Origin of the sequence: Burkholderia sp. LMU1-1-1.1 (assembly GCF_040675865.1) — a bacterium.
Lineage (GTDB): Bacteria > Pseudomonadota > Gammaproteobacteria > Burkholderiales > Burkholderiaceae_D > Rugamonas.
Window position 1 is genome coordinate 191,043 of sequence record NZ_JBEGHG010000003.1, and the last position, 23,510, is coordinate 214,552.

Below are 23,510 nucleotides of genomic sequence, written 5' to 3' on the forward strand. Positions count from 1 at the left end.
GATTACCGGACGCCGGCCTTCTCCAACTGCTCGATCTCGAAATCGCCGTCGTCCACGATCCGCTCCCACCCCTCGAACTTGCCCATGCCGCGCGTGCGGGCGATCGACAGCAGCAGGCTTTGTCCCGGCACCGCGCGCTCCGGCTGCAACTGATACACCGGATCGGCGAACGCCTGCGCCGGCGTGACGATCGTCCAGCCCATATCGACGAACTGCTGGATCACATCCTTCAACCACAGTGCGTTAATCAGGTTGTGATGCTGTAGCAGCACCTGCGGAATATCCCGTCCCTCCAGCTTGCGCGACAAATCGCGATAGGCGATCGCACGCTGCTTGACGTGCGCCAGGTACGCCTGCCTGATCGGCTCGATATCCGCCTTGGGATTGGCCCGCAGGACCTCGTCCAGCTTCGCGTCCAGGCGCCAGTCGCTGGTGTCCAGGCTCACGTACCCATTGCGATAGCCCTGCTCCTTGAGGAAGCTGCGCATGCCGTCGCGCTTCTCCGGCGTATTCCCTTCCCGCAGGAAGGTAAAGCGGAACCACTTTTGATACCCCGGCAAGGTGGACGTGATGCGGTCGCAATCGAGGATCTCCCGCCGGTACTGCGCCAGCGTCACCTTGGCCGCGTTCAAGTCCAGGTGCGTCATCGTGTGGTTGCCCAACGCATGGCCGGCATCGCCCCACGCCTTCGCCAGCGCATAGCCGGCCGGCTTGGTCGCGCCGAAGTCGCAGGTGACGAACAGCGCCGCCGACACCTTGTGCGCGGCCAGCGCGTCGAGCATCGCCTGGTTGCGCTGCTGCGGCGACATCAACGGCGTCTGCTCCAGCCGCGGGCCGTCGTCGAAGGTGAAGGCCACCGATTGCGCCTGCGCCACGCCGGTGCCCATCCCCGCGAGCGCCATCATCGCGGCCATGGCGGTTAAGCAAATACGGCGACCAAGTGTTACCAACATATCTTCTCCTTAAGGGCGATTTAATCGAACGCCGAACTCATCCATGCCAGAATGAAAGCCGAGGTAACACGCAAGGCCTCAGTGCTCCATTTGTTTCCTCGACATCATACTTCAACCATCCGAGGACAAAATGCGACTTCCACTCATCCCCCCGAGCGAACTGAACCCCGAACAAAAAGACCTGTACGACAGCATGCGCAAAGGCATCGCCAGCAACTTCAACGCGTTCAAGGTCGAGCGCGAAGACGGCGCCCTGATGGGCCCCTGGAATCCCTGGCTGCACGAGCCGGGAATCGGCAAGGCGATCTGGGACCTGACCCTGGCCATGGCCGCCAACGCCGTCTTGCCGGACAACGTGCGCCAGATCGCGATTCTGGTCGTCGGCGCCCGCTACAACGCCGCCTATGAACTGTATGCCCACGTCGCCGTGGCCGAGAAGGAAGGCATGTCGGCCGAGCGCTTGGCCGCGCTGGTGGCGGACCTGAAGCCGGTCGATTTGTCGAAGGAGGAGAACGTCGCCTTCGATTTCTCGTACGCGCTCAGTCGCGGCGGTACGCTGCCGGAACCGCTGTACCGGCTGGCGATCGACACCTTCGGCCAGCATGGCACGAACGAGTTGATCTACCTGGTGGGCCTGTACGCGCTGGTGTCGACCACGCTGAACGGCTTCAACGTGCCGGTGCCCGAACGTGAATAGGCGCGATACCACCATATCGCCAGCCGGCCGGCTCAAGCCCGCCGGCGTGGGTCCATCGGAGTTCGGCAGCGTCGCCCTGGTGCTGCAAGGGGGCGGCGCGCTGGGCGCCTACCAGGCAGGCGTCTACGAACGCCTGCTGGAAGGCGGCATCGAACCGAATTGGCTGTCGGGCATTTCGATCGGCGCGATCAACAGCGCCATTATCGCCGGCAACGCGCGGCAGGACCGGGTCGCGCGGCTGCGCGAATTCTGGGAACTGGTCAGCGATGGCGGCGCCTGCGCCCCCGGCGCCAACTGGAGCGCCCTGACGCTCGTCGACACGGCGCGCGCCTGGGTCAACCAGCTCGCGGCGGGCAGCGCGTTCGTGCGGGGAGTGCCGGGTTTTTTCGAGCCGCGCATGCCGTCCTTCCCATTCGGCGGCAGCCAGGCCACCAGTTTCTACGACACCTCGCCGTTGCGCGCCACCCTCGAGCGCCTGGTCGATTTCGATCGCATCAACGCGCGCGAGACAAGGCTTAGCGTCGGCGCGGTGAACGTCCGCACCGGGAACTTCGCCTACTTCGACAACGCCACCAAGCGCATACGGGTCGAACACATCATGGCCAGCGGCGCGCTGCCGCCGGCCTTCGATGCGGTGGAGATCGACGGCGAAAAATACTGGGACGGCGGCATGGTGTCGAACACGCCGCTGGAGTGGGTCCTGTCCAACAGCTCGGGTCTCGACACGCTGGTCTGGCAAGTCGATTTATGGAGCGCGCGCGGCGAACTGCCGCGCGACATGGCCAGCGTCGCCACACGCATGAAGGAGATCCAGTATTCAAGCCGTACCCGCATGGCGACCGACTCCCTGCGCAGGGTGAAGAAGCTGCACACGGCGCTGAGCGAACTGCTGGCCATCATCCCGGCGGACATGGCGGCCAGTCCACAAGCGCAGTTGCTGGCGGCGGCGGGCGATCCGGCGCTCTACAACATCATTGAGCTGGTCTACCGTTCGGCGACCTACGAGGGCCAGTACAAGGATGTGGAGTTTTCGCGCAGGACGATGAACGAGCATTGGCAGGCCGGCTACACGGATGCCGACAACACGCTCACGCATAAGGAAATCCTCAAGTTGCCATCCATCGACGCCAACCCGGCCGTCTTCGACTTTCTGACGAAGCCGGCCTAACTGTTCCGCTCTTTGAGGCGCCGCAGTTGCGCGGCCTGGTAGGCGCCGAAGGCGTCGTTGAACAGGCAGCGTATCAACGGGTCGTCGACGATGTCGGCGTCGGCCGGCGCGCCGCTGATTCGCATGTACATCGACGTCAGCGACTCCCCCAGCGCCAGGCCCGCGTATAGCTTGGCGATGGGGATTTCGGTCCGCCACGTCGGCGCCTCCTCGTCGCCCGCCGCAACGATGCTGTCGCCATGAATGCGGTAGCGGTATTGCCGCACGCCGCCGGCGTGGTCGTAGACCGACAACTGCCAGACGCACGGCGTCTCGAAATAACTGTCCGGCGGCAGTTCCATCTCCCGGTATTTATCGAGCAACCCGGAGCCGCAGTAGTCCAGCACCAGCGCGGTTTGTTCTTCCGTCAGCGGCGCGAAATGGCCGGCGATGTCGGAGGTCGGCGGCGGTGCGATGTCGGCGTCGTATTGATAATCGACGTCCTGCTCGCCGACCGGCAGCACCCATGGCAGCGGCGCCGCCGGGGTCAGCGTTTGCGGCGTCAACGCCATCGCGACGGAAGGATTGAGGCGGACGACACGCGCATCCGGCAGCCAGGCGCCGACCTCGCGCTCGAACTGCCGGTAGGTGATCGGGAACAGCGCGTGGTTGTACCAGGACCATGGCTCCTGCACGAACTGGCAAGAGCTGGGGACGACGTAGCGCGGCTTGAGCGCGCGCAGTTGCTCCGGCCACTCCTCCGGCAGTTCCGGCCGGCCGCCCCCGGCGCGCGATGGCGCGATCACGTCGATCTCGCGCATGGTCTGGAAGGGCCACAGCACCATGTCCCACGGCGCGTAGGCTTTGAGCTGTTCCAGCGTCTCCGGGTCCATCCAGGAATCGACGACGTTCAGCACGTTCAAGCCGCCGGCGCGGATGTGGAACATCGAATCGACATCGGCATCGAGCGCGCGGCGCGGAATGACTTCAATCGCGCCGACTAGCACCGGCGCGTCCACCGCCAGCGCGCGAACGTCGGTGAAGCCCAGCTCACGTATCATCGCGAACAGTTCGTCGAACAGGCAGTAAAGATAGATCGGCGTGGCGCGCGGCAGCAGGTCCAGGCTCTCCATCGAACAATGGTCGTCGTGGAAGTGCGAGATGAAGACGGCGTCCGGCGTGAGCTTTTTAATCTGTTCATGGTCGAAGCGCACGGCGGGAAAGGCGTGGCAATTGCGGCTGAACGGGTTTTCGAAAATCGGATCGAACAGTATCTGTGTGCCTTCGTGCTGGAAGACATAGCCCGCGTGGAGTATCCTGGAAATCTTCAGCGGCGACATGGTCGGCTCCAATCAAAATGTCGCGCTATCTTACCAGACATAAAAACGTAAAAGCCCGCAGCGCGGGCTGCGGGCTTTTGCTGGTGTGACAGATTTACTTGCCTGCTGCGGCTGGCGTGGATGCGGCCTTGGCGGCGGCTTTGTCGGCTTTCGGTTTGGCGGCCGCCGTAGCGCCCTCTTTCGATTTGCCGTTCACTTGCAGGCCGGCCTCGGACAGCTTGGCGGCGTTCTTGCCGCCGACGCCCTTGACGCGCTGTTCAAAGTCGGCCCAGTCCTTGAACTCGCCTTTTTTTCGTTCTTCCAGAATGGCGGTGGATTTGGCCGGGCCGATGCCCTTGATCGAATCGAGCGCGGCCGCATCGGCCTTGTTGACATCCACTTGTGCGAACGCGAAGCTCATCGTGGCGGCTAGCGCGGCAATACCCAGCATTAGTTTTTTGAACATGTCTGTCTCCGTGGTTGGTCTCTAGCAAGGGCGGAAATCGCGCCTTGAATACCCTAAACGGGAGAGGACCGAGTGACGGTTGACGCAGTACTTATGAGGTACATCAAACACACACGTGTATCCATGGATTAATTGAATGAACGGGCGCTCAGGCGCCCGCGTCGAACAGCTCTTCGCGGGTGACCGTTGCCGTGCCAAGCTTGCCCACAACAATGCCGCCGGCGCGGTTGGCCGTCTGCACCGCTTCGTTCCATCCCGCGCCCGCGCCGAGCATGCACGCCATCGTGGCGATGACCGTGTCGCCCGCGCCCGAGACATCGAACACTTCGCGCGCCTGCGCGGGCATGTGGAACTGGTCGTTCTCGGTGTACAGGGTCATGCCCTCTTCCGAACGTGTCAGCAGCAAGGCGTCCAGCTTCAGCTCCGCGCGCAGTTGCTGCGCCTTGGCCGTCAGTTGCTCTTCGCTGTTCCAGCTGCCGACGATACGCTTCATCTCCGACTTGTTCGGCGTAAGCACGGTGGCGCCGCTGTAGCGCGAGAAGTCGTCGCCCTTCGGATCGACCATCACCACCTTGCCGGCCGCGCGCGCGGAGGCGATCATGTCGGCCACGTTCACCAGGCTGCCCTTGGCGTAGTCCGACAGGATGATGACGTCGTAGTCGGCCAGCAGCGCCTTGAACTGAACCAGTTTGTCGCGCAGGACGGTGTCGGTCGGCGCTTCCTCGAAGTCGATGCGCACCATCTGCTGCTGGCGGCCGATCACGCGCAGCTTGATGATGGTGGAGATGGCGTCGTCGCGTTTCAGGTAGCTATGGATGCCGCCGCCTTGCAGCAGCTGCTCCACTTCGGTGCCCGCCTCGTCGGCGCCGACCACGCCCAGCAAGCCGGCGTGCGCGCCCAGCGCGGCGGCGTTGCGCGCCACGTTGGCGGCGCCGCCCAGGCGCGCTTCGCGCTTTTCGATGCGCACGATGGGGACCGGCGCCTCCGGCGAGATGCGGCTGACGTCACCGAACCAGTAACGGTCGAGCATGACGTCGCCGACGACCAGGATGCGCACCTTGTCCAGTGCGGGGGATTGAAAAGCGGTGACGGAAGTACTCACATGGTCCTCGTTTGTTAATTAAGCTCGTCTTGATGCACTATCTGCATGCGCTATCTGAATCACGTAGGGCGGATTAGCGTAGCGTAATCGGCCATGCATGCTCCGTCGGCGGCTCATGGATGGCCGATTACGGCGTTCCGCCTAATCCGCCCTACGTGTATCCGTGGATTCGTGCACCCGCGCATCCGTGATCCGTGGACCCACGCACCCGTGCACCCATGCATCCGTTAATACATGAACCAGCAGCCTTAGTTCATTACGTTCAGTTCTTCAGTGCGGCGCGGTGGGTAGGTTTCCCACCGGCTGCATCCAGGGCACTGCCAGTAGAACTGGCGCGCCTTGAAGCCGCAATGGCTGCACTGGTAACGCGCCAGCTTCTGCGTGTAGCCGTGCACCAGGTTCTTCACCATCGACAGCTCCGACACCACGCTCGCCGGCGCATCGACCAGGCGCGCTTCCAGCAGCTTGTCCAGCCCCAGCAACGTCGGCGTGCGGCGCAGCTCATCGACCACCAGGTCCTTGGCGGCATCGAGGCCGTCGAGCTCCAGCACCGCTTTATACACCACCTCCAGCAGATCGATCGACGATGCCTGCTCCAGGTAGGATTTGATCAGGTTGACGCCTTCGAGCGGGCGGCCGACCTTGCGGTAGCCGTCCATCATGCGCTGCGCCACCAGCGCGGTGTGCGGCACGCTGATTTGTTCGACGCGGCGCCATGTCATCAACGCGCCCTCGATATCGTCCTTGGCCAACTGCGCGTCGCCGATCAACAAGGTGGCGCGCACGTTGACGCGGTCGGCCTGCAGCGACTTCTCCAGCAGCGGCAGCGCGTCCTCGGGATGCAGGTGCACCAGCGCGTCCTGCGCCAGCTCGCAGTAGAACTGCGCGATTTCCTTCTGGCGCGAACCGGCGCCCGATTCCTGCAGTCCGATGGCCGCCTCGATGGCGCGCGGCCACTCCTTCTCGCGCTGGAAAATCTCCAGCAGCGCGCGCCGCGCCGGCACCGCGTACTGGCTGTGGATCAGGCGATTGAAGGTTTCCTCGGCGCGGTCCAGCAGGCCGGCCTTCAGGTAGTCCATGCCCAGTTCATATTCGGCGTGCTCCTTCTGCTCCTGCGGCAGGTCGGGACGCGACAGCAAATTCTGGTGGACGCGGATGGCGCGTTCGGTCTCGCCACGACGGCGGAACAGGTTACCGAGGGCGAAGTGCATGTCGGCCGTTTCCGGGTCCATGCGCACGATCTCGATGAAGGCGTCGACCGCCTTGTCCGGCTGGTCGTTGAGCAGGAAGTTCAGGCCCTTGAAATAGCCGCGCGGCAGCGTGCGCGATTCGGACACCAGCTGGCGGATGTCGACGCGTGCGGCGATCCATCCCATGCCGAAGAAGAGCGGGATGCCCAATAACATCCAGAGTTCAAATTCCATGCTTGTTCTTGTCGTTGATAGTGGTGCTTATTGTGTGGTGACGCCATCGGGCTGCGGCTGCGCGTTGACCTGCTGCGCCGAAGATTGCAGCGTCGTGATGGTGGTTTTGTGTTTGTTCGTTTCGCGGCGGTGGCGGAACACGGTCGGCGTGAGCGCGAGCACGCCCAGGACGGCGCCGGCGACGAAGAAGCCGAGCAGCATCAGCACCAGGGGGCCGCGCAGGTCATAGTGGAGGAAAAAGTGCAGATCGACTTCCTGCGTATTCTTCAGGGCGAAGCCAAAAAACAAGACGAATAGGACGATTCCAATGAGGGTGGATAAGAATTTCATCAGCCTGGTTCCTGTTCTGGATTTCTAAGAGCGCCAGTATGGCACTAGTCACCGAATACTTCAAAAAAAGTGCATAAAAAAAAGCGGCATCCGAGGACGCCGCTTTCTTGTCAAACCATCAGACGCTTCAGTCCTCGATGATCGGTTGCCCGACCATCGCGTCGACCCGCTCGCGCAATTGCTTGCCCGGCTTGAAGTGCGGTACCCGTTTTTCGGGCACCATCACTTTGTCGCCCGACTTCGGATTACGTCCGATACGCGGTGGCCGGCTATTCAGAGCGAAGCTGCCAAAACCGCGGATCTCGATGCGCTGACCGGTCGCCAGGGCGTTGGTCATCGCATCCAGAATGGTCTTGACGGCGTACTCCGCATCTTTGGCCACCAGCTGAGAATAACGCTCAGCCAGGCGGTTGATCAACTCGGACTTAGTCATCGACTAGTTCTTAGTTCTTGTTATCGAACTTGGCTTTCAACAGCGCGCCCAGGCTGGTGGTGCCCGAAGCTGCGTTGTTGTCGGTAGCGGCCATTTTCTGCATCGCTTCCTGGGTCTCGACGTTGTCTTTCGCTTTGATCGACAGCTGGATCGAACGCGCTTTGCGGTCGATGTTGATGACCAGGGCTTCGACGGAGTCGCCAACCTTCAGGTGCGTACCGGCATCTTCCACGCGGTCGCGGGAGATTTCGGAAGCGCGCAGGTAGCCTTCGACTTCTTCGGACAGTTGGATCACGGCGCCTTTAGGCTCGACCGATTTCACGGTGCCGGTAACCAGCGCGCCCTTATCGTTCATGGCTGCGAAGTTGTTGAACGGGTCGCCTTCCAGTTGCTTGACGCCCAGGGAAACGCGCTCGCGCTCGACGTCGATGGCCAGAACGATGGCTTCCAGCTCGTCGCCTTTCTTGAAGCGGCGAACAGCTTCTTCGCCGGTTTCGGTCCAGGACAGGTCCGACAGGTGTACCAGGCCGTCGATGTTGCCGGCCAGGCCGATGAACACGCCGAAGTCGGTGATCGATTTGATCGCGCCACGGACTTTGTCGCCCTTCTTGTGGGTCACGCCGAAGTCATCCCATGGGTTCGCTTTGCACTGCTTCATGCCCAGCGAAATACGGCGACGCTCTTCGTCGATTTCCAGAACCATGACTTCAACTTCGTCGCCCAGTTGGACAACTTTGTTTGGAGCGACGTTCTTGTTGGTCCAGTCCATTTCCGACACGTGGACCAGGCCTTCGATACCCTGCTCGACTTCAACGAACGCGCCGTAGTCGGTGAGGTTGGTGACTTTACCGAACAGACGGGTGCTTTGTGGGTAACGACGGGACAGACCGGTCCATGGGTCGTCGCCCAGTTGCTTCACGCCCAGCGAAACACGGTTTTTCTCTTGATCGTATTTCAGGACTTTGGCGGTGATTTCCTGGCCAACGGTCAGCACTTCCGATGGGTGACGCACACGACGCCATGCCAGGTCGGTGATGTGCAGCAGGCCGTCGATACCGCCCAGATCCACGAACGCGCCGTAGTCGGTGATGTTTTTGACGACGCCGGTCACGACCGTGCCTTCTTTCAGCGTTTCCATCAGTTTCTGACGCTCTTCGCCCATCGAAGCTTCGATGACGGCGCGGCGGGACAGAACCACGTTGTTACGCTTGCGATCCAGCTTGATCACTTTGAATTCGAGGGTCTTGCCTTCGAACGGGGTGGTGTCCTTGACTGGACGGGTGTCGACCAGCGAACCCGGCAGGAACGCGCGGATGCCGTTGGTCAGAACGGTCAGGCCGCCCTTGACTTTACCGTTGACGGTACCGACGACGATTTCGCCCGATTCCATCGCTTTTTCCAGTGCCAGCCACGAAGCCAGACGCTTGGCTTTGTCGCGCGACAGGATGGTGTCGCCGAAACCGTTTTCGAGCGACTCGATCGCCACGGAAACGAAGTCGCCTACTTTGACTTCCAGTTCGCCGTGGTCGTTTTTGAATTCTTCAACTGGGATGAATGCTTCCGATTTCAGGCCGGCGTTGACGATCACGAAGTTGTGATCCAGACGAACGACTTCAGCCGAGATCACTTCGCCCGAACGCATGTCTTGACGCGACAGGGATTCTTCGAAGAGGGCTGCAAAACTTTCCATATTAGACATTGTGACTTCCAGGTTGCCAACAAGGCTCGCGATATGCGACTTCAGTTGGGTTAAGGTTGATCAAAGTCCCGCAAGTAAGTACTTACTCGGCCTGCCGGACCCGCCTTTGCTACAATTTCAGTGGGGCTTGCCCACTGCCGCATACCACTGCAACACCTGTTCGACCGCTTGATCAGCGGTCATATTGGATGTATCCAGCACATGCGCCCCTTCCGCTGGCACCAGCGGCGCGATGGCCCGGTGGGTATCCCGGTCGTCCCGCGCCTGCAAATCCATCAGTAGGTCTTCCATATTAGCAGAAATTCCCTTGCCAATCAATTGCTTATAACGGCGATCGGCCCGTGCCGCGACAGACGCCGTCAAAAACACCTTCAACACCGCGTGCGGGAAGATCACCGAGCCCATGTCGCGCCCGTCCGCCACCACGCCCGGCGCCTTGCGGAACCCCAGTTGCAGCCCCACCAGCGCGTGGCGCACGGTCGGGAATGTTGCAATTTTTGAAGCGGTGTTGCCCACCTCTTCCGCACGGATGGCGTCGGTGACGTTTTCCTGCGACAAAATGATATCGCCGCCCTGGAAACTGCATTGCAGGTGCTCGGCCAGCTTGGCCAGCGCGTGTTCGTCGTTCAGGTCGGTGCCACGGCGCAGGGCCGACAGCGCCGTCAAGCGGTACAGGGCGCCCGAATCCAGGTAATGGAAGCCGAGCTTATCGGCAACGCGGTGCGCGACGGTGCCCTTGCCGGATGCGGTCGGGCCGTCGATGGTGATGACTGGGATTTGGGATGTGACCATTGTTTTTTAATCTACTTATTTTGCAATCGCGGCAAACGCCGCGAAGTATTCGGGGAAGGTCTTGCCGACGCACTTGGGATCGTTGATGCGCATGACGTTGCCCTTGCGCGCGGCCCCGTCCAGCGACACCAGCGAGAAGCACATCGCCATGCGGTGGTCGTCGTAGGTGTCGATGGTGGCGGCCGTGATCACGGACGGCGGCGTCACCTTGATGTAATCCGGGCCCTCCTCGACGATGGCGCCGACCTTGCGCAATTCGGTCGCCATGGCCGCGATGCGGTCGGTCTCCTTCACGCGCCAGCTGGCGATGTTGCGCAAGGTGCTGGTGCCGTCGGCGTACAGCGCCGCCACCGCGATCGTCATGGCGGCGTCGGGAATGTGGTTGAAGTCGGCGTCGATGGCCTTGAGCACGCCATTCGACCTGGCCTCGATCCAGTTGTCGCCCATGGTGATCTGCGCGCCCATCTGCTCCAGCGCCGCGACGAAACGCACGTCACCCTGAATACTATCGCGGCCCACGCCTTCGACGCGCACGGGACCGCCGGCGATGGCGCCGGCCGCCAGGAAGTACGACGCCGACGAAGCGTCGCCCTCGACGTGGATGGTGCCGGGCGACTGGTAGACCTGGCCCGGCTGCACGGTGAACGAGCTCCAGCCGTCCTGCTCGACCTTGACGCCGAAGCGGCGCACCAGGTTCAAGGTGATCTCGATGTAGGGCTTGGAGATCAGTTCACCTTCGACGTCGATGGTGATGGCGTGCTCGGTGGCCATCAGCGGCGCCACCATCAGCAGCGCGGTCAGGAACTGGCTCGACACGTTGCCGCGCACCGACAGGCGTTGCGCGTGGATCTTGCCCTGCTTGATGTGCAGCGGCGGGAAGCCCGGGTTGCCGGTGTATTCGACGTCGGTGCCGGCGGCGTTCAGGGCGTCGACCAGGTCGCCGATCGGGCGCTCGTGCATGCGCGGCACGCCGTGCAGCTTATAGTCGCCGCCGATGACGGCCAGCGCGGCGGTCAGCGGACGGATCGCCGTGCCGGCGTTGCCCATGAACAGATCGGCCGATTTATTCGGCAGCACGCCGGCCACGCCCTTGACGTGGTGGATGGTGCCGGTGGCGGTTTTTTCCTCGGTCCACTGCACGCCCAGCGAGCGCAGGGCCGCCAGCATGACGGCCGTGTCGTCGGAGGCCAGCAGGTCGACGATGGCGACGTCGCCTTGCGAAAGCGCCGCCAGCAGCAGGATGCGGTTGGAGATCGACTTCGAGCCTGGCAGGCGCACCGCGCCCTCCACATGCGCGACCGTCGCCAGGTCGATATATTCGTGGGTCATACTGTTCCTTGTTCTGCTGTCTATTCAGCTTTATCTTTTGAAGGCGGCGCTTCGGCCGCCTCGATCGCGGTAATCCACTGGTGGCGGGCACGCTGGGCGTTGCCGTACACGCTCTCCAGCGCGGCGCCGTCACCGGCGGCCAGACGGGCGCGCAGTCCCGTCAATTGTGCCAGATAGGCGTCCAGCTCCGTCAGCAGCGCCGACTGGTTGGCCAGGCTGATGTCACGCCACATTTCCGGCGACGATCCGGCGATCCTTGTGAAATCGCGAAAACCGCTGGCCGCATACTGGAACAGTAAATCCGCATGCGGCTTGTTGGCGATGTCGTCCACCAGGGCATACGCCAGCAAATGCGGCAAATGGCTCACGGCGGCGAACACCTTGTCATGTTCTTCAGGCGTCAAACGATGGATGACGGCATGGCAGGCGCGCCAGGCGGCGGCCACGCGTTCGACATCCTCCGCCGCGTTTTCGTCCAGCGCCGTCAACACCACCTTCTTGCCGACATACAGATCGTCGATGGCAGCCTCGGGACCGTTGGTTTCGCGGCCGGCGATGGGATGACCCGGCACGAACTGCGCCACCTTGCCGCCCAACGCGCGGCGCGCGGCCGCCACCACGTCGGACTTGGTGCTGCCGGCGTCGGTAACGACGGTGCCCGCTTGCAGGTGCGGCGCGATGGCCGACAGGATCGCCTCGGTCTGCGCCACCGGCGCGGCCAGCAGCACCAGGTCGGCGCCTTGCAATGCCTCGGCCATGCCCTCGTCGCCGGTCGCGCCGATGACATCGATGATGCCCAGCTCTTTGGCGCGCTCCAGCGAGGCCGCCGAGCGGCCCATGCCGACCACGCTGCCGACGGCGCCGGCCTTCTTCAGCGAGCGCGCGAACGACCCGCCGATCAGGCCTACGCCAAAAATGACGACCTTGTTCAACACGAAGTTATCCTCCCCTGTCACTCCGCCAGCGCCTTGGTCAGCGCGGCGATCAGCACCGCGTTCTCCTGCGGCAGGCCGATGGAAACGCGCAGCCACTCCGGCAGCCCGTAGTTGCCGACCGGGCGCACGATGACGCCCTGCTTCAGCAACGACAGGTTGACGCGCGCGCCGGCCGCCGGATCGTTGCCGACCTTGACCAGCACGAAGTTACCGTACGACGGCACGAACTCCAGTCCCAGCTGATTGAACGCCTCGGTGAATTGCTGATAGCCGGCGGCGTTGTTGGCCGCGCTGCGCTTGAGGAAGTCCTTGTCGTTCAGCGCCGCGATGGCGGCCGCTTGCGCCATCGAGTTGACGTTGAACGGCTGGCGGATGCGGTTCATCAGGTCCGTCAGCGCCGGCTGGGCGATGCCGAAACCGACGCGCAGACCCGCAAGGCCATAGGCCTTGGAGAACGTGCGCGACACCAGCAGGTTCGGATACTTCTTGACCCATTCGGCCGATTCGAACTGGTTTTCCTCGGCCAGGAATTCGTTGTATGCCTCGTCCAGCACCACGACCACATTGCCCGGCACCTTGTCCAGGAAGGCCTGGATGTCGGCGGCCGGGATGAAGGTGCCGGTCGGGTTGTTCGGGTTGGCGATGAAGACCAGGCGCGTGTCGGCGTCGATGGCCGCCAGCATGGCCGGCAGGTCGTGGCCGTAGGCCTTGGCCGGCACCACGATATGGCGCGCGCCGACGCCCTGCGTCGCCAGCGCGTACACGGCGAACGAGTACTGCGAGTAGACGATGGCCTGGCCGCGCTCGACGAAGGCGTGGGCGGCGATCTCCAGGATATCGTTGGAGCCGTTGCCCAGCGTGATCCAGTCGGCCGGCACGTCATAGCGCTTGGACAGCGCCGCTTTCAGCTCGAAGCCGTTGGCGTCCGGGTAGCGTCCCAGATCGGTGGCGGCGGCGGTCATCGCCTGCACCGCCGATTCCGGCACGCCGAACGGGTTTTCGTTCGACGCCAGTTTGACGATCGAGGCTTCATCGAGGCCGAATTCGCGCGCCACTTCGGCGATCGGTTTGCCGGCCTGGTAAGGGGCGATGGCTCTAACGTATTCTGGTCCGTAGTTCTTGGTCATGTTCTGTCTCTATTCTATGTTTTAGATTAAGTCAGGCTTACGGGATACGATCCCAGCACCTTAAAGAAAGCGGCGTTGCTCTGCAACTCGTCCAGCGCCTTGGCCACGGATTCGTTCTGGATGTGGCCTTCGACGTCGACGTAGAAATAGTATTCCCAGTTGCCGTTGCGGGCCGGGCGCGATTCGAAGCGGGTCATCGACACGTTGTTCTGCGCCAGCGATCCAAGCAGGCGATACACCGAACCGGCGCGGTGCGGCGCGGCCAAGGCCATCGAGGTGCGGTCCTTGCCCGACGGGCCGGTTTGCAAATGGCCGATGACGGCGAAGCGCGTGCGGTTGTGCGGATCGTCCTGGATATTCGCCTTGACTGTGCCGAGGCTATAGCGCACGCCGGCGCGCTCGCCGGCGATGGCGGCGATCGAGTGGTCGTCGCGCGCCATGCGGGCCGCTTCGGCGTTGGACGAGACGGCGCGGCGTTCGACGTCCGGATAGTTATTGTTCAGCCAGATCTGGCACTGGGCCAGCGCCTGCGCGTGGGCGCAGATGGCGGTCACGCCGTCCATGTTGCCGCTGCCGGTCAGCAGGCTGTGACGCACGGCGATGGCCACCTCGCCGCTGATCGTCAGCGGTGTTTGCAGCAGCAGGTCGAGCGTGCGGCCGATCGCGCCCTCGGTCGAATTCTCGACCGGGACCACGCCGAATTCGGCGGTACCGGCCTCGGTGGCGCGGAACACCTCGTCGATCGACGAGCAAGCCAGCACATCGACGGCGGTGCCGAACTGCTGGTAGACCGCTTGTTCGCTGTAGGTGCCGGCCGGACCGAGGAAGGCGACGGTGACGCGTTTTTCCAGCGAGCGGCAAGCGGACATGATCTCGCGGAAGATGGTTTGCATCTCCGTGTTGCCCATCGGGCCGGGATTGCGGTCGGCCACGCCGCGCAGCACCTGGGCTTCGCGCTCGGGGCGGAACACCGGGGCGTTGGTTTCGGCTTTGACGTGGCCGACTTCCTGCGCCACCTTGGCGCGGCGGTTCAGCAGGTCGAGGATTTGCGCGTCGATGGCGTCGATTTGTTCGCGCAGTGGTTTGAGTTTGTCTGTCATGGCGTTTTCAAGTCGTTGCTGGCGATATTGGCTTTGCGTCCGGCGAATTCGTTCAAATAATCCACGAGCGCCTGTACGCCCTCGATAGGCATCGCGTTATAGATCGATGCGCGCATGCCGCCGACGGACTTGTGGCCCTTGAGCTGCAGCAGGCCGCGCGCCTTGGCGCCGGCCAGGAAGGCTTCGTTCTGGCTTTCGTCCTTCAGGTAGAACGGAATGTTCATGCGCGAGCGGCTTTCCCTGGCCACCCTGGTCTGGTAAAAATCGTCGACGTCGAGCGCCTTGTACAGCAGCTCCGCCTTGGCGATATTGACCTTTTCCATCGCGGCGACGCCGCCGTTCTTCTTCAGCCACTGGAACACCAGGCCGGCGATGTAGATGCCGTAGGTGGGCGGCGTGTTGTACATCGAGTCGTTGTCGGCGACCAGCTTGAAGTCGAACGCCGACGGGCACACCGGCAGCGCCTTGCCCAGCAAATCCTCGCGCACGATGACGATGGTCACGCCGGCCGGGCCGATGTTCTTTTGCGCGCCGGCGAAAATGAGGCCGTACTTCGAGACGTCGATGCGGCGCGACAGGATGTGCGACGACATGTCGGCCACCATCAGCACGTCGGGTTGCGCCGCCGGCAGGCCGGTGTCGAAGTCGAACTCGATGCCGTCGATGGTCTCGTTGGTGCACATGTGGACGTAGGCCGCGCCGGGGGTGAGCTTCCACTCCGACTGCGGCGGCACGCCGGTGGCCGACGAGGCGGCGATATTGACGTTGGCGTATTTGGCCGCTTCCTTGATGGATTTGCCCGACCACGAACCGGTATGTATGAAATCGATGGTTGCTGGTTGTGGCTTGTGGCCGACCAGATTCAACGGAATGATGGCGTTCTGGGACAAGCCCCCGCCCTGCATGAACAAGATTTTGTAATTGTCCGGTACTGCCAGCAGCTCGCGCAGGTCGCGCTCGGCCGCCTTGTAAATCGAGATAAACTCCGGTCCGCGGTGGCTCATCTCCATCACCGACATGCCGCTGCCATGCCAGTCCAGCATTTCGGCGGCGGCTTGCGCCAGCACTTCCTTCGGCAGCACGGCCGGGCCGGCGGAGAAGTTATAGATGTGAGTCACTGTGGATCCTTTGTTGGTTACTGTTTGCTTTCTTGCTGCATTTTCTGCATCAGCGGTCCGATACGGCGCGCGACCACCTGCTGTCCGACCTGCATCCCTTGCGCCATCAACTGCGGCGTCGAAGCGAGCATTTTGGCGCCGACCGGCGTACGGTAGAAAGCGGTCATCTGTTTCAGCTCATCGGCGCTGAAGGTGCGCGCGTAGATCGGCACCGTCTCGGCCAGGATCTCGTCGATCAACCCTGGATCGTTCATCACGCCCTGCATGGCACTGACGACGCCCGGCAGTTCCTTTTCCATCTTGTCCAGCGCCTGCTTTTTCTGATCGGCGGTTAGCTTCGGATTGTTGTTGATGCCCGCCTCGGCGCCGGCGCGCATCGACTGCGCGATCCCCTGCGACATCTGCTGCATCATCCCGGTCATCATGGCCCGGTGGTTCATCGCCTCGAACAGCTCTTGCGAGGCTGCCAGCGTTGCCGGATCGATGGCGGCGGCTGGCGCCGGCGCTGAAGTTTGCGCGAACGACGGTGCGGTGCCGACCAGGGCGAAGGCGGAAACGACGGCTGCTACGATTTTCTTCATGAATTCTCTCTTGAAATGACAACGGGGCCAGTCTTATTGTCGCACTAATCCGCGAAATAAACCCTGGCCCCGCCGGCCCCGGTCCGACACTGCGACCGGGGCTTGTTTGCTGCGCTTATTCCGCCGGATTGTCGTCCGCAGAAGTATCGTCCGCCGCCGGAGCGTCGGCTACCGGCACGTCGGCAGGCTTGCCGTCGGGACCAGGTTCCAGCTCGACTTCGTCGATGTCGGTTTCGACCACGCGCTGCAGGCCGGACAGCTTGGTGCCATCTTCCACCGCGATCAGGGTCACGCCCTGCGTGGCGCGGCCCATTTCGCGGATTTCCGCCACCCGGGTGCGGATCAGCACACCGCCGGTGGTGATCAGCATGATCTCGTCGGTCGGCGTGACCAGGGTCGCCGCCACCACCTTGCCGTTACGCTCGGAGGTCTGGATCGCGATCATGCCCTTGGTGCCGCGGCCGTGGCGGGTGTACTCGATGATCGGGGTACGCTTGCCAAAGCCGTTCTCGGTCGCCGTCAGCACCGACTGCTGCTCGTTTTCCGCCACCAGCAGCGCGATCACGCGCTGGCCTTCGTCCAGGTTCATACCGCGCACGCCACGGGCGTTGCGGCCCATCGGACGCACGTCGTTCTCGTCGAAGCGCACCGCCTTGCCGGCGTCGGAGAACAGCATCACATCGTGCTCGCCGTCGGTCAGCGCGGCGCCGATCAGGAAGTCGCCCTCGTCCAGGTCGACCGCGATGATGCCGGCCTTGCGTGGATTGCTGAAGTCCTTCAGCGGCGTCTTCTTCACGGTGCCGAGGCTGGTCGACATGAAGACGTAGTGGTCTTCGGGGAAGGTCCGGTTCTCGCCCGACAGCGGCAGGATGACGGTGATCTTCTCGTTGTCGGCCAACGGGAACATGTTGACGATCGGCTTGCCGCGCGAGTTGCGCGAGCCTTGCGGCACTTCCCACACCTTGAGCCAGTACATGCGGCCACGGTTGGAGAAGCACAGGATGTAATCGTGCGTGTTGGCGATAAACAGCTGGTCGATCCAGTCTTCCTCTTTGGTCGCCATGGCCTGCTTGCCGCGTCCACCGCGCTTCTGCGCGCGGTATTCGGTGATCGGCTGCGCCTTCATGTAACCGGTGTGCGACAGCGTCACCACCATGTCCTGCGGCGTGATCAGGTCTTCGGTGCCCAGATCGGTGGCGTTATGCTCGATGTTCGAACGGCGCGGATCCTTGGCGCGGTCGCCGAATTCGTTGACCACGTGGGTCATCTCGTCGGTGATGATGGTGGTCACGCGCTCCGGCTTGGCCAGGATGTCCAGCAGGTCGGCGATTTCGGCCATCACGTCTTTGTATTCGTTGACGATCTTGTCCTGTTCCAGGCCGGTCAGGCGCTGCAGGCGCATTTGCAGAATCTCTTGCGCCTGGTCGTCGGACAGTTTGTACATGCCGTCGGCCTGCATGCCGTAGTGCTTCGGCAGGTGCTCCGGACGGAAGGCGTCGATGCCGCCGATGGTGTCGCCTTCGCCGGTACGGGCCAGCATCTCGCGCACCAGCGACGAATCCCACGAACGGTCCATCAGGCCCGCTTTCGCGACCGGCGGCGTCGGCGCCGCCTTGATGATGGCGATGAAGTCGTCGATGTTGGCCAGCGCGACCGCCAGGCCTTCCAGCACGTGGCCGCGTTCGCGCGCCTTGCGCAGTTCGAACACGGTGCGGCGCGTGACCACTTCGCGGCGATGCGACAGGAAGCACTGCAGCATCTCTTTCAGGTTCAGCAGGCGCGGCTGGCCGTCGACCAGCGCCACCATGTTCATGCCGAAGGTGTCCTGCAACTGGGTCTGCTTGTACAGGTTATTCAACACCACTTCCGGCACTTCGCCGCGTTTCAGCTCGATCACCACGCGCATGCCCGACTTGTCGGACTCGTCGCGGATGTCGGAAATGCCCTCAAGCTTCTTGTCGCGCACGTTCTCGGCGATACGCTCGAGCAGCGACTTCTTGTTCACCTGGTACGGCAGCTCGTCGACGATGATGGCCGTGCGGCCGCCGTCCTTGCCGTACTCTTCATAGTGGGTCTTGGCGCGCATCACCACACGGCCGCGGCCGGTGCGATAACCGTCGCGCACGCCCGAGACGCCATAGATGGTGCCGCCGGTCGGGAAGTCCGGCGCCGGGATCAGCTCGATCAGCTCGTCGATGGTGCAGGTCGGGTTGCGCAGCACGTGCAGCGCGCCGGCGATCACTTCGTGCAAGTTGTGCGGCGGGATGTTGGTCGCCATGCCGACCGCGATACCGGACGAGCCGTTGATCAGCAGGTTGGGGATGCGGGTCGGCAGGACGGTCGGCTCTTTTTCCTTGCCGTCGTAGTTGGGCTGGAAGTCGACGGTGTCCTTGTCGATGTCGGCCAGCAGTTCGGCGGAAATCTTGTCGAGGCGGCACTCGGTGTATCGCATCGCCGCCGCGCCGTCGCCGTCGACGGAACCGAAGTTACCCTGGCCGTCGACCAGCATGTAACGCAGCGAGAAGTCCTGCGCCATGCGGACCAGCGTGTCGTAAATCGAGGCGTCGCCGTGCGGGTGGTACTTACCCATCGTCTCGCCGACCACGCGGGCGCACTTGACGTACGGACGGTTCCACACGTTGTTCATTTCATGCATCGCGAACAGAACCCGGCGGTGCACCGGCTTCAAGCCGTCGCGCACGTCAGGCAAGGCGCGGCCCACGATCACGCTCATCGCGTAATCGAGGTAGCTCTTGCGCATCTCTTCTTCGAGGGAAATAGGGATTGTTTCTTTTGCGAATTGATCCATTGGCGGGTCGACTGATCTTTGACTGTGGGTTATCTTTTAAGCAATGTATGCCGCACTTACTGCACTCCTGCCCTCCCTATCCTAATTGGAAGGGCAAGCGTGCGATTTTAGCATGCGGGCCGCGCAACTAGCACAAATTGGCCGCCAGCCCGGTGTCCATGCCTTGTGTGCGCTGCCTCACGCGTTGTAACACCATGTAATATTGATGACACATTACTCAATTATTATCGACAATCACGTTGCAACAAAACAACATTTTGGTCGGACGCGAATCGGCGCCATGTTGGCCCCTTTTCACGCCCCCGGATCGCTTGTGGCAAAATGGTTCAGAAGTTAATTGCTCGTTTCGCAATCGGGAGACAAGCGTGACGCCCCTGCGTGGTAGAATTCGGCCCACGTAATATACGTCGCGCAGTTTTTCTGCGGATATCACCCCCGAAAGGAAGAAAAATATGAAAAAACTTATTTCGATGTTGGCCGTGTCGGCAGCTTTCGCCGGCTCGGCAATCGCCCAGACCCCTACCCCTACCGCTCCACCGTACGCTCCCGTCACCCAAGACATCAAGGCTGCTACTCCTAAGAGCGCCTACGTTCAGGATTCGCGCGGCGTGATCGCCCGTGACCCGTTCGGCCTGTGCTGGCGCACCGGCTACTGGACCCCGGCCGATGCCGTGCCAGGTTGCGACCTGCCACTGTGCGTTGAGCCAGAAAAACTGGAAAACGGCAAATGCGTAGCACCGCCGCCACCACCGCCAGCCGCTCCTGCGCCAACCGCACCGACCCCGGCCCCAGCGCCAGTGCCAGTGCCGACCGCGCAAAAAGTGAGCTTCGCCGCTGACGCGTTCTTCGATTTCGACAAAGCCGTGCTGAAGCCAGAAGGCAAAGCCAAGCTGGACGACGTGACCTCGAAACTGAGCTCGATCAACCTGGAAGTCATCATCGCCGTCGGTCACACCGACTCGGTCGGTTCGGATGAGTACAACCAGAAGCTGTCGATCCGTCGCGCTGAAGCCGTCAAAGCCTACATCATCTCCAAAGGCGTCGACGCCAACCGCGTGTACACCGAAGGCAAAGGCGAGAAACAGCCAGTCGCAGACAACAAAACTGCAGAAGGCCGCGCTAAAAACCGTCGCGTAGAGATCGAAGTCGTCGGCACCAGCAAGTAATACAGGCAGATGCCCGCACCGCTGCGTTAAGAAATTAACGCTACGGTGCCCGCGCCGCACAGAAACCCCGCCCCGGCGGGGTTTTTTTATGCCCGCTGCTTTAGAATAGCGAATACTTTTCCCACGGAACACCGAGCCCATGAACGCCGATCCATTAGAACTACAGAAATTCTCCGACCTGGCCCATCGCTGGTGGGACCCGACCTCGGAGTTCCGCCCGCTGCACGAGATCAACCCGCTGCGCCTGGAATGGATCAACGCGCGCGTGCCGCTGGCCGGCAAGAACGTCATCGACATCGGCTGCGGCGGCGGCATCCTGAGCGAGTCGATGGCGCGCAAAGGCGCCACCGTGACCGGCATCGACCTGTCCGAAAAAGCGCTCAAGGTGGCCGACCTGCACAGCCTGGAGTCGGGCGTGCAGGTGCGCTACAAGCTGATCGCCGCCGAGGAGATGGCGGCCCAGGAGCCGGGCCAATTCGACGTCGTCACCTGCATGGAGATGCTCGAGCACGTGCCGGACCCGGCGGCCATCGTGCGCGCCGCCGCCACCCTGGTCAAACCGGGCGGCCATGTGTTCTTCTCGACCCTGAACCGCAATCCTAAGGCTTATCTGTTTGCCATCATCGGCGCCGAATACGTGCTGCGCATGCTGCCGCGCGGCACCCACGACTACGATAAATTCATCACGCCGTCCGAACTGTCGCAATTCGTCCGCAGCGCCGGCCTCGATCTCAAGGGTTTCAAGGGCATGGGCTACAATCCGCTGACCAAGATTTATTCCCTGAACGAAGACACCAGCGTCAATTATCTGGTCGCCACCACCCGTCCGCTCTGATCGCCTGCCTATGACTACCGCACTCCCGGCGCCGCGCGCCATCCTGTTCGACCTGGACGGCACCCTGGCCGACACCGCGCCCGACCTGGCGGCCGCCGTCAACCTGCTGCGCACGGTGCGCGGGCTGGAACCGACCGCCTATGAACTATTGCGCCCGACCGCTTCGGCCGGCGCGCGCGGCATGATCGGCGCCGCCTTCGGCCTGAAGCCGGGCGACGACGGCTTTGTCGAATTGCGCGAAGGGTTCTTCGACAACTACGAGGCGGCGATGGCGGTGCACAGCACGCTGTTCCCGGGCGTCGTCGAGCTATTGGCCGGCATCGAGGAGGCTGGGCTGCAGTGGGGCATCGTCACCAACAAGCCGGCGCGCTTCACCGATCCGCTGCTGCCGCAGATCGGGCTGGGACACGCGGCCTGCATCATTTCCGGCGACACGACCGCGCACGCCAAGCCGCATCCGGCGCCGTTGCTGGAAGCGGCCACGCGCCTGGGCCTGCCGCCGCAGCAGTGCTGGTATGTTGGCGACGACCTGCGGGACATCCAGGCCGGCCAGGCCGCCGGCATGCCGAGCATCGGCTGCGGCTGGGGCTATTGCGGCCCGGTCGAGCCGCACGGCTGGCAGGCCGACCTGGTGCTCGATACGCCGGAGCAGTTGCTGGCGTTGATGCGCTCGGCCGTGGCGGACAAGGCGCAATTGGCGGCGTGACGCCAAGGGGCCAATGATCGCACGGCCCGGATAACGCTGATCAAATCTAAAACACGTAGGGCGGATTAGCGCAGCGTAATCGGCCATGCACGCGTCCCGGCGGCGCATGCATGGCCGATCACGGCGTGCCGCCGAGGCAATTCGTACGCTTCGGTATGCCCCATGAATCCATCTAAATAAACTTGTTGCTCAAAACGCCTGACAGGTATAGTCTCCGAATTACTGCGTAGAAATACTTATTTCCATTAGATCAACCGTGGTGTGATGGAAACAGGAGCAGCGGACACTTCTCCACTCTTCGTCAGGCCATCATGATCAACCCTGAACAGGCTGCCCCATCCCCGCAGCCCTACCCCGAACAGTTCGCCGATTTCAACCCGGACCTGCCGGAGCACACCCACGCCCCGCAAAGCTGGATGGTCACCGTGGCCGACGCCCGCTACCACTGGTACGACCTGATCGCCGGCTTCCCCGAACGCCCGGACATCCGCGACCCCGTCGGCCGCTACCAGCGCCGCATGCAGTTCGAACTGGAGGCGGTGGCCGAAAAACACCATCTGTTCTTCGCCGTCACCCGGCCGCGCGTGCGCTTCGATACGGCCGTCGCGGTGCAATGGGGATTCTTCTCGCTCAAGCTGACCTTGCCGCTGCTGGTCGGCGGCGAGCAAGCCAGGGACAGCCTGACCATCGAACTTAAAGTGCCGTTCGCCGCCACGCTGAAAAAGCCGACCGTTACGATGACGCCGACCTTCGTCACCTTCAACTGGGGCGGCCTGATCGAGGCGTTCTCGATCCACGACATCCTGCAGACCTACCCCAACCATCTGGCCGCGCCGTGCCGCGTGATCCACGTCGGCCAGACCCGCGACCCGGATGCGCGCCTGTCCAGGGCCAGGCTGCCGGCGCTGCAAAAACTGCATGCGCGCCTCGGCGACGATTACGACACCCTGCTGCTGGTGCAAAGCTTGAACGTGCACGTGATCTGCGCCGACGGCGACGCCGCCGACCTGCCCTGCAACGCCCATCCCCGCGCGGCCGAGGCGCTGCGGGCCGAACGCATGGACATCGTCGAGGCGGCGCTGATCCGCCATTTCGAGGACGCCGGCGCGCGCGGACTCACCCAGGAGCAACGCAAGCTGGGCCGGGCGCGGCTGGCCGAGGTGCAGCAGGCGAACAACCTGGTGCAATTCACCATCGACCTCGAACTGCCCGAGGCCGGCAACTACGACAAGCTGTGCTCGGACCAGGTGGCGCCGGCGCCGTCCCATCTGCTGAGCTGCTTCATCGCCGACGGCGAGGCCAGGGTCGCCGCGCTGCCCGTGCCGCCGGCGCCGGATGGCAAACGCTAGCATGCCGAAACGCCCGGGTTCCCCGCGGAGTGTGAGAATGTGTGACTAATTAGCCGCTTTCCGGCATTGCCAAGTGGAAATATCACAAGGAAG

General features: G+C 62.9%; 22 protein-coding genes. 6 read left to right on the plus strand and 16 right to left on the minus strand.

Going from position 1 to position 23,510, the window contains the following annotated elements; translation table 11 throughout:
- Positions 1–2: 2 nt before the first annotated feature.
- On the minus strand, positions 3–953 hold the full coding sequence (locus tag MRBLMU1_RS04425; RefSeq protein ID WP_363497586.1) for a polysaccharide deacetylase family protein: 951 nt from the start codon (positions 951–953) through the stop codon (positions 3–5).
- 130 nt (positions 954–1,083) lie between these two features.
- Between MRBLMU1_RS04425 and MRBLMU1_RS04430 the strand changes: the two genes are divergently transcribed.
- Both MRBLMU1_RS04430 and MRBLMU1_RS04435 read left to right on the plus strand, forming a co-directional pair.
- On the plus strand, positions 1,084–1,650 hold the full coding sequence (locus MRBLMU1_RS04430; protein WP_363497589.1) for a carboxymuconolactone decarboxylase family protein: 567 nt from the start codon (positions 1,084–1,086) through the stop codon (positions 1,648–1,650).
- Positions 1,643–2,818: a patatin-like phospholipase family protein gene (locus tag MRBLMU1_RS04435; RefSeq protein ID WP_363497592.1), complete on the plus strand. Its 1,176-nt coding sequence runs from the start codon at positions 1,643–1,645 to the stop codon at positions 2,816–2,818. Before MRBLMU1_RS04430 ends, MRBLMU1_RS04435 begins: the two co-directional genes overlap by 8 nt.
- On the opposite strand, the gene MRBLMU1_RS04440 is transcribed toward MRBLMU1_RS04435, so the two are convergent.
- From MRBLMU1_RS04440 to gyrA, 15 genes are all read right to left on the minus strand, one after another.
- On the minus strand, positions 2,815–4,137 hold the full coding sequence (locus MRBLMU1_RS04440) for an MBL fold metallo-hydrolase (RefSeq protein ID WP_363497595.1): 1,323 nt from the start codon (positions 4,135–4,137) through the stop codon (positions 2,815–2,817). The two genes, MRBLMU1_RS04435 and MRBLMU1_RS04440, sit on opposite strands and share 4 nt — an antisense overlap.
- 94 nt (positions 4,138–4,231) lie before the next feature.
- Positions 4,232–4,582: a ComEA family DNA-binding protein gene (locus MRBLMU1_RS04445; RefSeq protein WP_363497598.1), complete on the minus strand. Its 351-nt coding sequence runs from the start codon at positions 4,580–4,582 to the stop codon at positions 4,232–4,234.
- A 148-nt stretch (positions 4,583–4,730) separates the two neighbouring features.
- Positions 4,731–5,684: a D-glycero-beta-D-manno-heptose-7-phosphate kinase gene (gene rfaE1 / locus MRBLMU1_RS04450; protein WP_363497601.1), complete on the minus strand. Its 954-nt coding sequence runs from the start codon at positions 5,682–5,684 to the stop codon at positions 4,731–4,733.
- Between the two features lie 248 nt (positions 5,685–5,932).
- Positions 5,933–7,108, minus strand: coding sequence for a lipopolysaccharide assembly protein LapB (gene lapB, locus MRBLMU1_RS04455; RefSeq protein WP_363497604.1), 1,176 nt, complete (start codon positions 7,106–7,108; stop codon positions 5,933–5,935).
- A 27-nt stretch (positions 7,109–7,135) separates the two neighbouring features.
- Positions 7,136–7,438, minus strand: coding sequence for a LapA family protein (locus MRBLMU1_RS04460; RefSeq protein ID WP_209726392.1), 303 nt, complete (start codon positions 7,436–7,438; stop codon positions 7,136–7,138).
- 127 nt (positions 7,439–7,565) lie between these two features.
- Positions 7,566–7,871 (minus strand): integration host factor subunit beta, encoded by a 306-nt coding sequence (locus MRBLMU1_RS04465; RefSeq protein ID WP_008446215.1) that lies wholly within the window; start codon positions 7,869–7,871, stop codon positions 7,566–7,568.
- A 10-nt stretch (positions 7,872–7,881) separates the two neighbouring features.
- On the minus strand, positions 7,882–9,561 hold the full coding sequence (rpsA, locus tag MRBLMU1_RS04470; protein WP_020705490.1) for a 30S ribosomal protein S1: 1,680 nt from the start codon (positions 9,559–9,561) through the stop codon (positions 7,882–7,884).
- A 126-nt stretch (positions 9,562–9,687) separates the two neighbouring features.
- Complete coding sequence (gene cmk, locus MRBLMU1_RS04475) at positions 9,688–10,362, minus strand: (d)CMP kinase (protein WP_315216964.1); 675 nt, start codon at positions 10,360–10,362, stop codon at positions 9,688–9,690.
- Between the two features lie 15 nt (positions 10,363–10,377).
- A complete protein-coding gene (gene aroA / locus MRBLMU1_RS04480) occupies positions 10,378–11,691 on the minus strand; it encodes a 3-phosphoshikimate 1-carboxyvinyltransferase (RefSeq protein WP_363497613.1) in 1,314 nt (437 codons plus the stop codon).
- 20 nt (positions 11,692–11,711) lie between these two features.
- Positions 11,712–12,626: a prephenate dehydrogenase gene (locus MRBLMU1_RS04485; RefSeq protein WP_363497616.1), complete on the minus strand. Its 915-nt coding sequence runs from the start codon at positions 12,624–12,626 to the stop codon at positions 11,712–11,714.
- Positions 12,627–12,643: 17 nt separating this feature from the next.
- Entirely contained in the window at positions 12,644–13,753 is a 1,110-nt protein-coding gene (gene hisC / locus MRBLMU1_RS04490; protein ID WP_363497619.1) for a histidinol-phosphate transaminase, read from the minus strand.
- Positions 13,754–13,779: 26 nt separating this feature from the next.
- Complete coding sequence (pheA, locus tag MRBLMU1_RS04495) at positions 13,780–14,853, minus strand: prephenate dehydratase (protein ID WP_363497622.1); 1,074 nt, start codon at positions 14,851–14,853, stop codon at positions 13,780–13,782.
- Positions 14,850–15,971, minus strand: coding sequence for a 3-phosphoserine/phosphohydroxythreonine transaminase (gene serC, locus MRBLMU1_RS04500; protein ID WP_363497625.1), 1,122 nt, complete (start codon positions 15,969–15,971; stop codon positions 14,850–14,852). The genes pheA and serC overlap by 4 nt, the downstream gene beginning before the upstream one ends.
- 17 nt (positions 15,972–15,988) lie before the next feature.
- Positions 15,989–16,552 carry a DUF2059 domain-containing protein gene (locus tag MRBLMU1_RS04505; RefSeq protein ID WP_363497628.1) on the minus strand — a complete coding sequence of 188 codons (564 nt, stop codon included), beginning with the start codon at positions 16,550–16,552 and terminating at the stop codon, positions 15,989–15,991.
- A 115-nt stretch (positions 16,553–16,667) separates the two neighbouring features.
- On the minus strand, positions 16,668–19,361 hold the full coding sequence (gene gyrA / locus MRBLMU1_RS04510) for a DNA gyrase subunit A (protein WP_363497631.1): 2,694 nt from the start codon (positions 19,359–19,361) through the stop codon (positions 16,668–16,670).
- Between the two features lie 452 nt (positions 19,362–19,813).
- Between gyrA and ompA the strand changes: the two genes are divergently transcribed.
- From ompA to MRBLMU1_RS04530, 4 genes are all read left to right on the plus strand, one after another.
- On the plus strand, positions 19,814–20,527 hold the full coding sequence (gene ompA, locus MRBLMU1_RS04515) for an outer membrane protein OmpA (RefSeq protein ID WP_363497633.1): 714 nt from the start codon (positions 19,814–19,816) through the stop codon (positions 20,525–20,527).
- Between the two features lie 139 nt (positions 20,528–20,666).
- Positions 20,667–21,362, plus strand: coding sequence for a bifunctional 2-polyprenyl-6-hydroxyphenol methylase/3-demethylubiquinol 3-O-methyltransferase UbiG (gene ubiG / locus MRBLMU1_RS04520; protein WP_363497636.1), 696 nt, complete (start codon positions 20,667–20,669; stop codon positions 21,360–21,362).
- 10 nt (positions 21,363–21,372) lie between these two features.
- Positions 21,373–22,068, plus strand: coding sequence for an HAD family hydrolase (locus MRBLMU1_RS04525; RefSeq protein WP_363497639.1), 696 nt, complete (start codon positions 21,373–21,375; stop codon positions 22,066–22,068).
- A 311-nt stretch (positions 22,069–22,379) separates the two neighbouring features.
- Entirely contained in the window at positions 22,380–23,417 is a 1,038-nt protein-coding gene (locus MRBLMU1_RS04530; protein WP_363497642.1) for a hypothetical protein, read from the plus strand.
- Positions 23,418–23,510: the final 93 nt, after the last annotated feature.

Coding starts and splice junctions, on each gene's coding strand:
- MRBLMU1_RS04425 (WP_363497586.1), bottom strand. CDS start 953: ATGTTGGTAACACTTGGTCGCCGTATTTGCTTAACCGCCATGGCCGCG.
- MRBLMU1_RS04430 (WP_363497589.1), top strand. CDS start 1,084: ATGCGACTTCCACTCATCCCCCCGAGCGAACTGAACCCCGAACAAAAA.
- MRBLMU1_RS04440 (WP_363497595.1), bottom strand. CDS start 4,137: ATGTCGCCGCTGAAGATTTCCAGGATACTCCACGCGGGCTATGTCTTC.
- MRBLMU1_RS04445 (WP_363497598.1), bottom strand. CDS start 4,582: ATGTTCAAAAAACTAATGCTGGGTATTGCCGCGCTAGCCGCCACGATG.
- lapB (WP_363497604.1), bottom strand. CDS start 7,108: ATGGAATTTGAACTCTGGATGTTATTGGGCATCCCGCTCTTCTTCGGC.
- MRBLMU1_RS04460 (WP_209726392.1), bottom strand. CDS start 7,438: ATGAAATTCTTATCCACCCTCATTGGAATCGTCCTATTCGTCTTGTTT.
- MRBLMU1_RS04465 (WP_008446215.1), bottom strand. CDS start 7,871: ATGACTAAGTCCGAGTTGATCAACCGCCTGGCTGAGCGTTATTCTCAG.
- rpsA (WP_020705490.1), bottom strand. CDS start 9,561: ATGGAAAGTTTTGCAGCCCTCTTCGAAGAATCCCTGTCGCGTCAAGAC.
- cmk (WP_315216964.1), bottom strand. CDS start 10,362: ATGGTCACATCCCAAATCCCAGTCATCACCATCGACGGCCCGACCGCA.
- aroA (WP_363497613.1), bottom strand. CDS start 11,691: ATGACCCACGAATATATCGACCTGGCGACGGTCGCGCATGTGGAGGGC.
- hisC (WP_363497619.1), bottom strand. CDS start 13,753: ATGACCAAGAACTACGGACCAGAATACGTTAGAGCCATCGCCCCTTAC.
- pheA (WP_363497622.1), bottom strand. CDS start 14,853: ATGACAGACAAACTCAAACCACTGCGCGAACAAATCGACGCCATCGAC.
- MRBLMU1_RS04505 (WP_363497628.1), bottom strand. CDS start 16,552: ATGAAGAAAATCGTAGCAGCCGTCGTTTCCGCCTTCGCCCTGGTCGGC.
- gyrA (WP_363497631.1), bottom strand. CDS start 19,361: ATGGATCAATTCGCAAAAGAAACAATCCCTATTTCCCTCGAAGAAGAG.
- ompA (WP_363497633.1), top strand. CDS start 19,814: ATGAAAAAACTTATTTCGATGTTGGCCGTGTCGGCAGCTTTCGCCGGC.
- ubiG (WP_363497636.1), top strand. CDS start 20,667: ATGAACGCCGATCCATTAGAACTACAGAAATTCTCCGACCTGGCCCAT.
- MRBLMU1_RS04525 (WP_363497639.1), top strand. CDS start 21,373: ATGACTACCGCACTCCCGGCGCCGCGCGCCATCCTGTTCGACCTGGAC.
- MRBLMU1_RS04530 (WP_363497642.1), top strand. CDS start 22,380: ATGATCAACCCTGAACAGGCTGCCCCATCCCCGCAGCCCTACCCCGAA.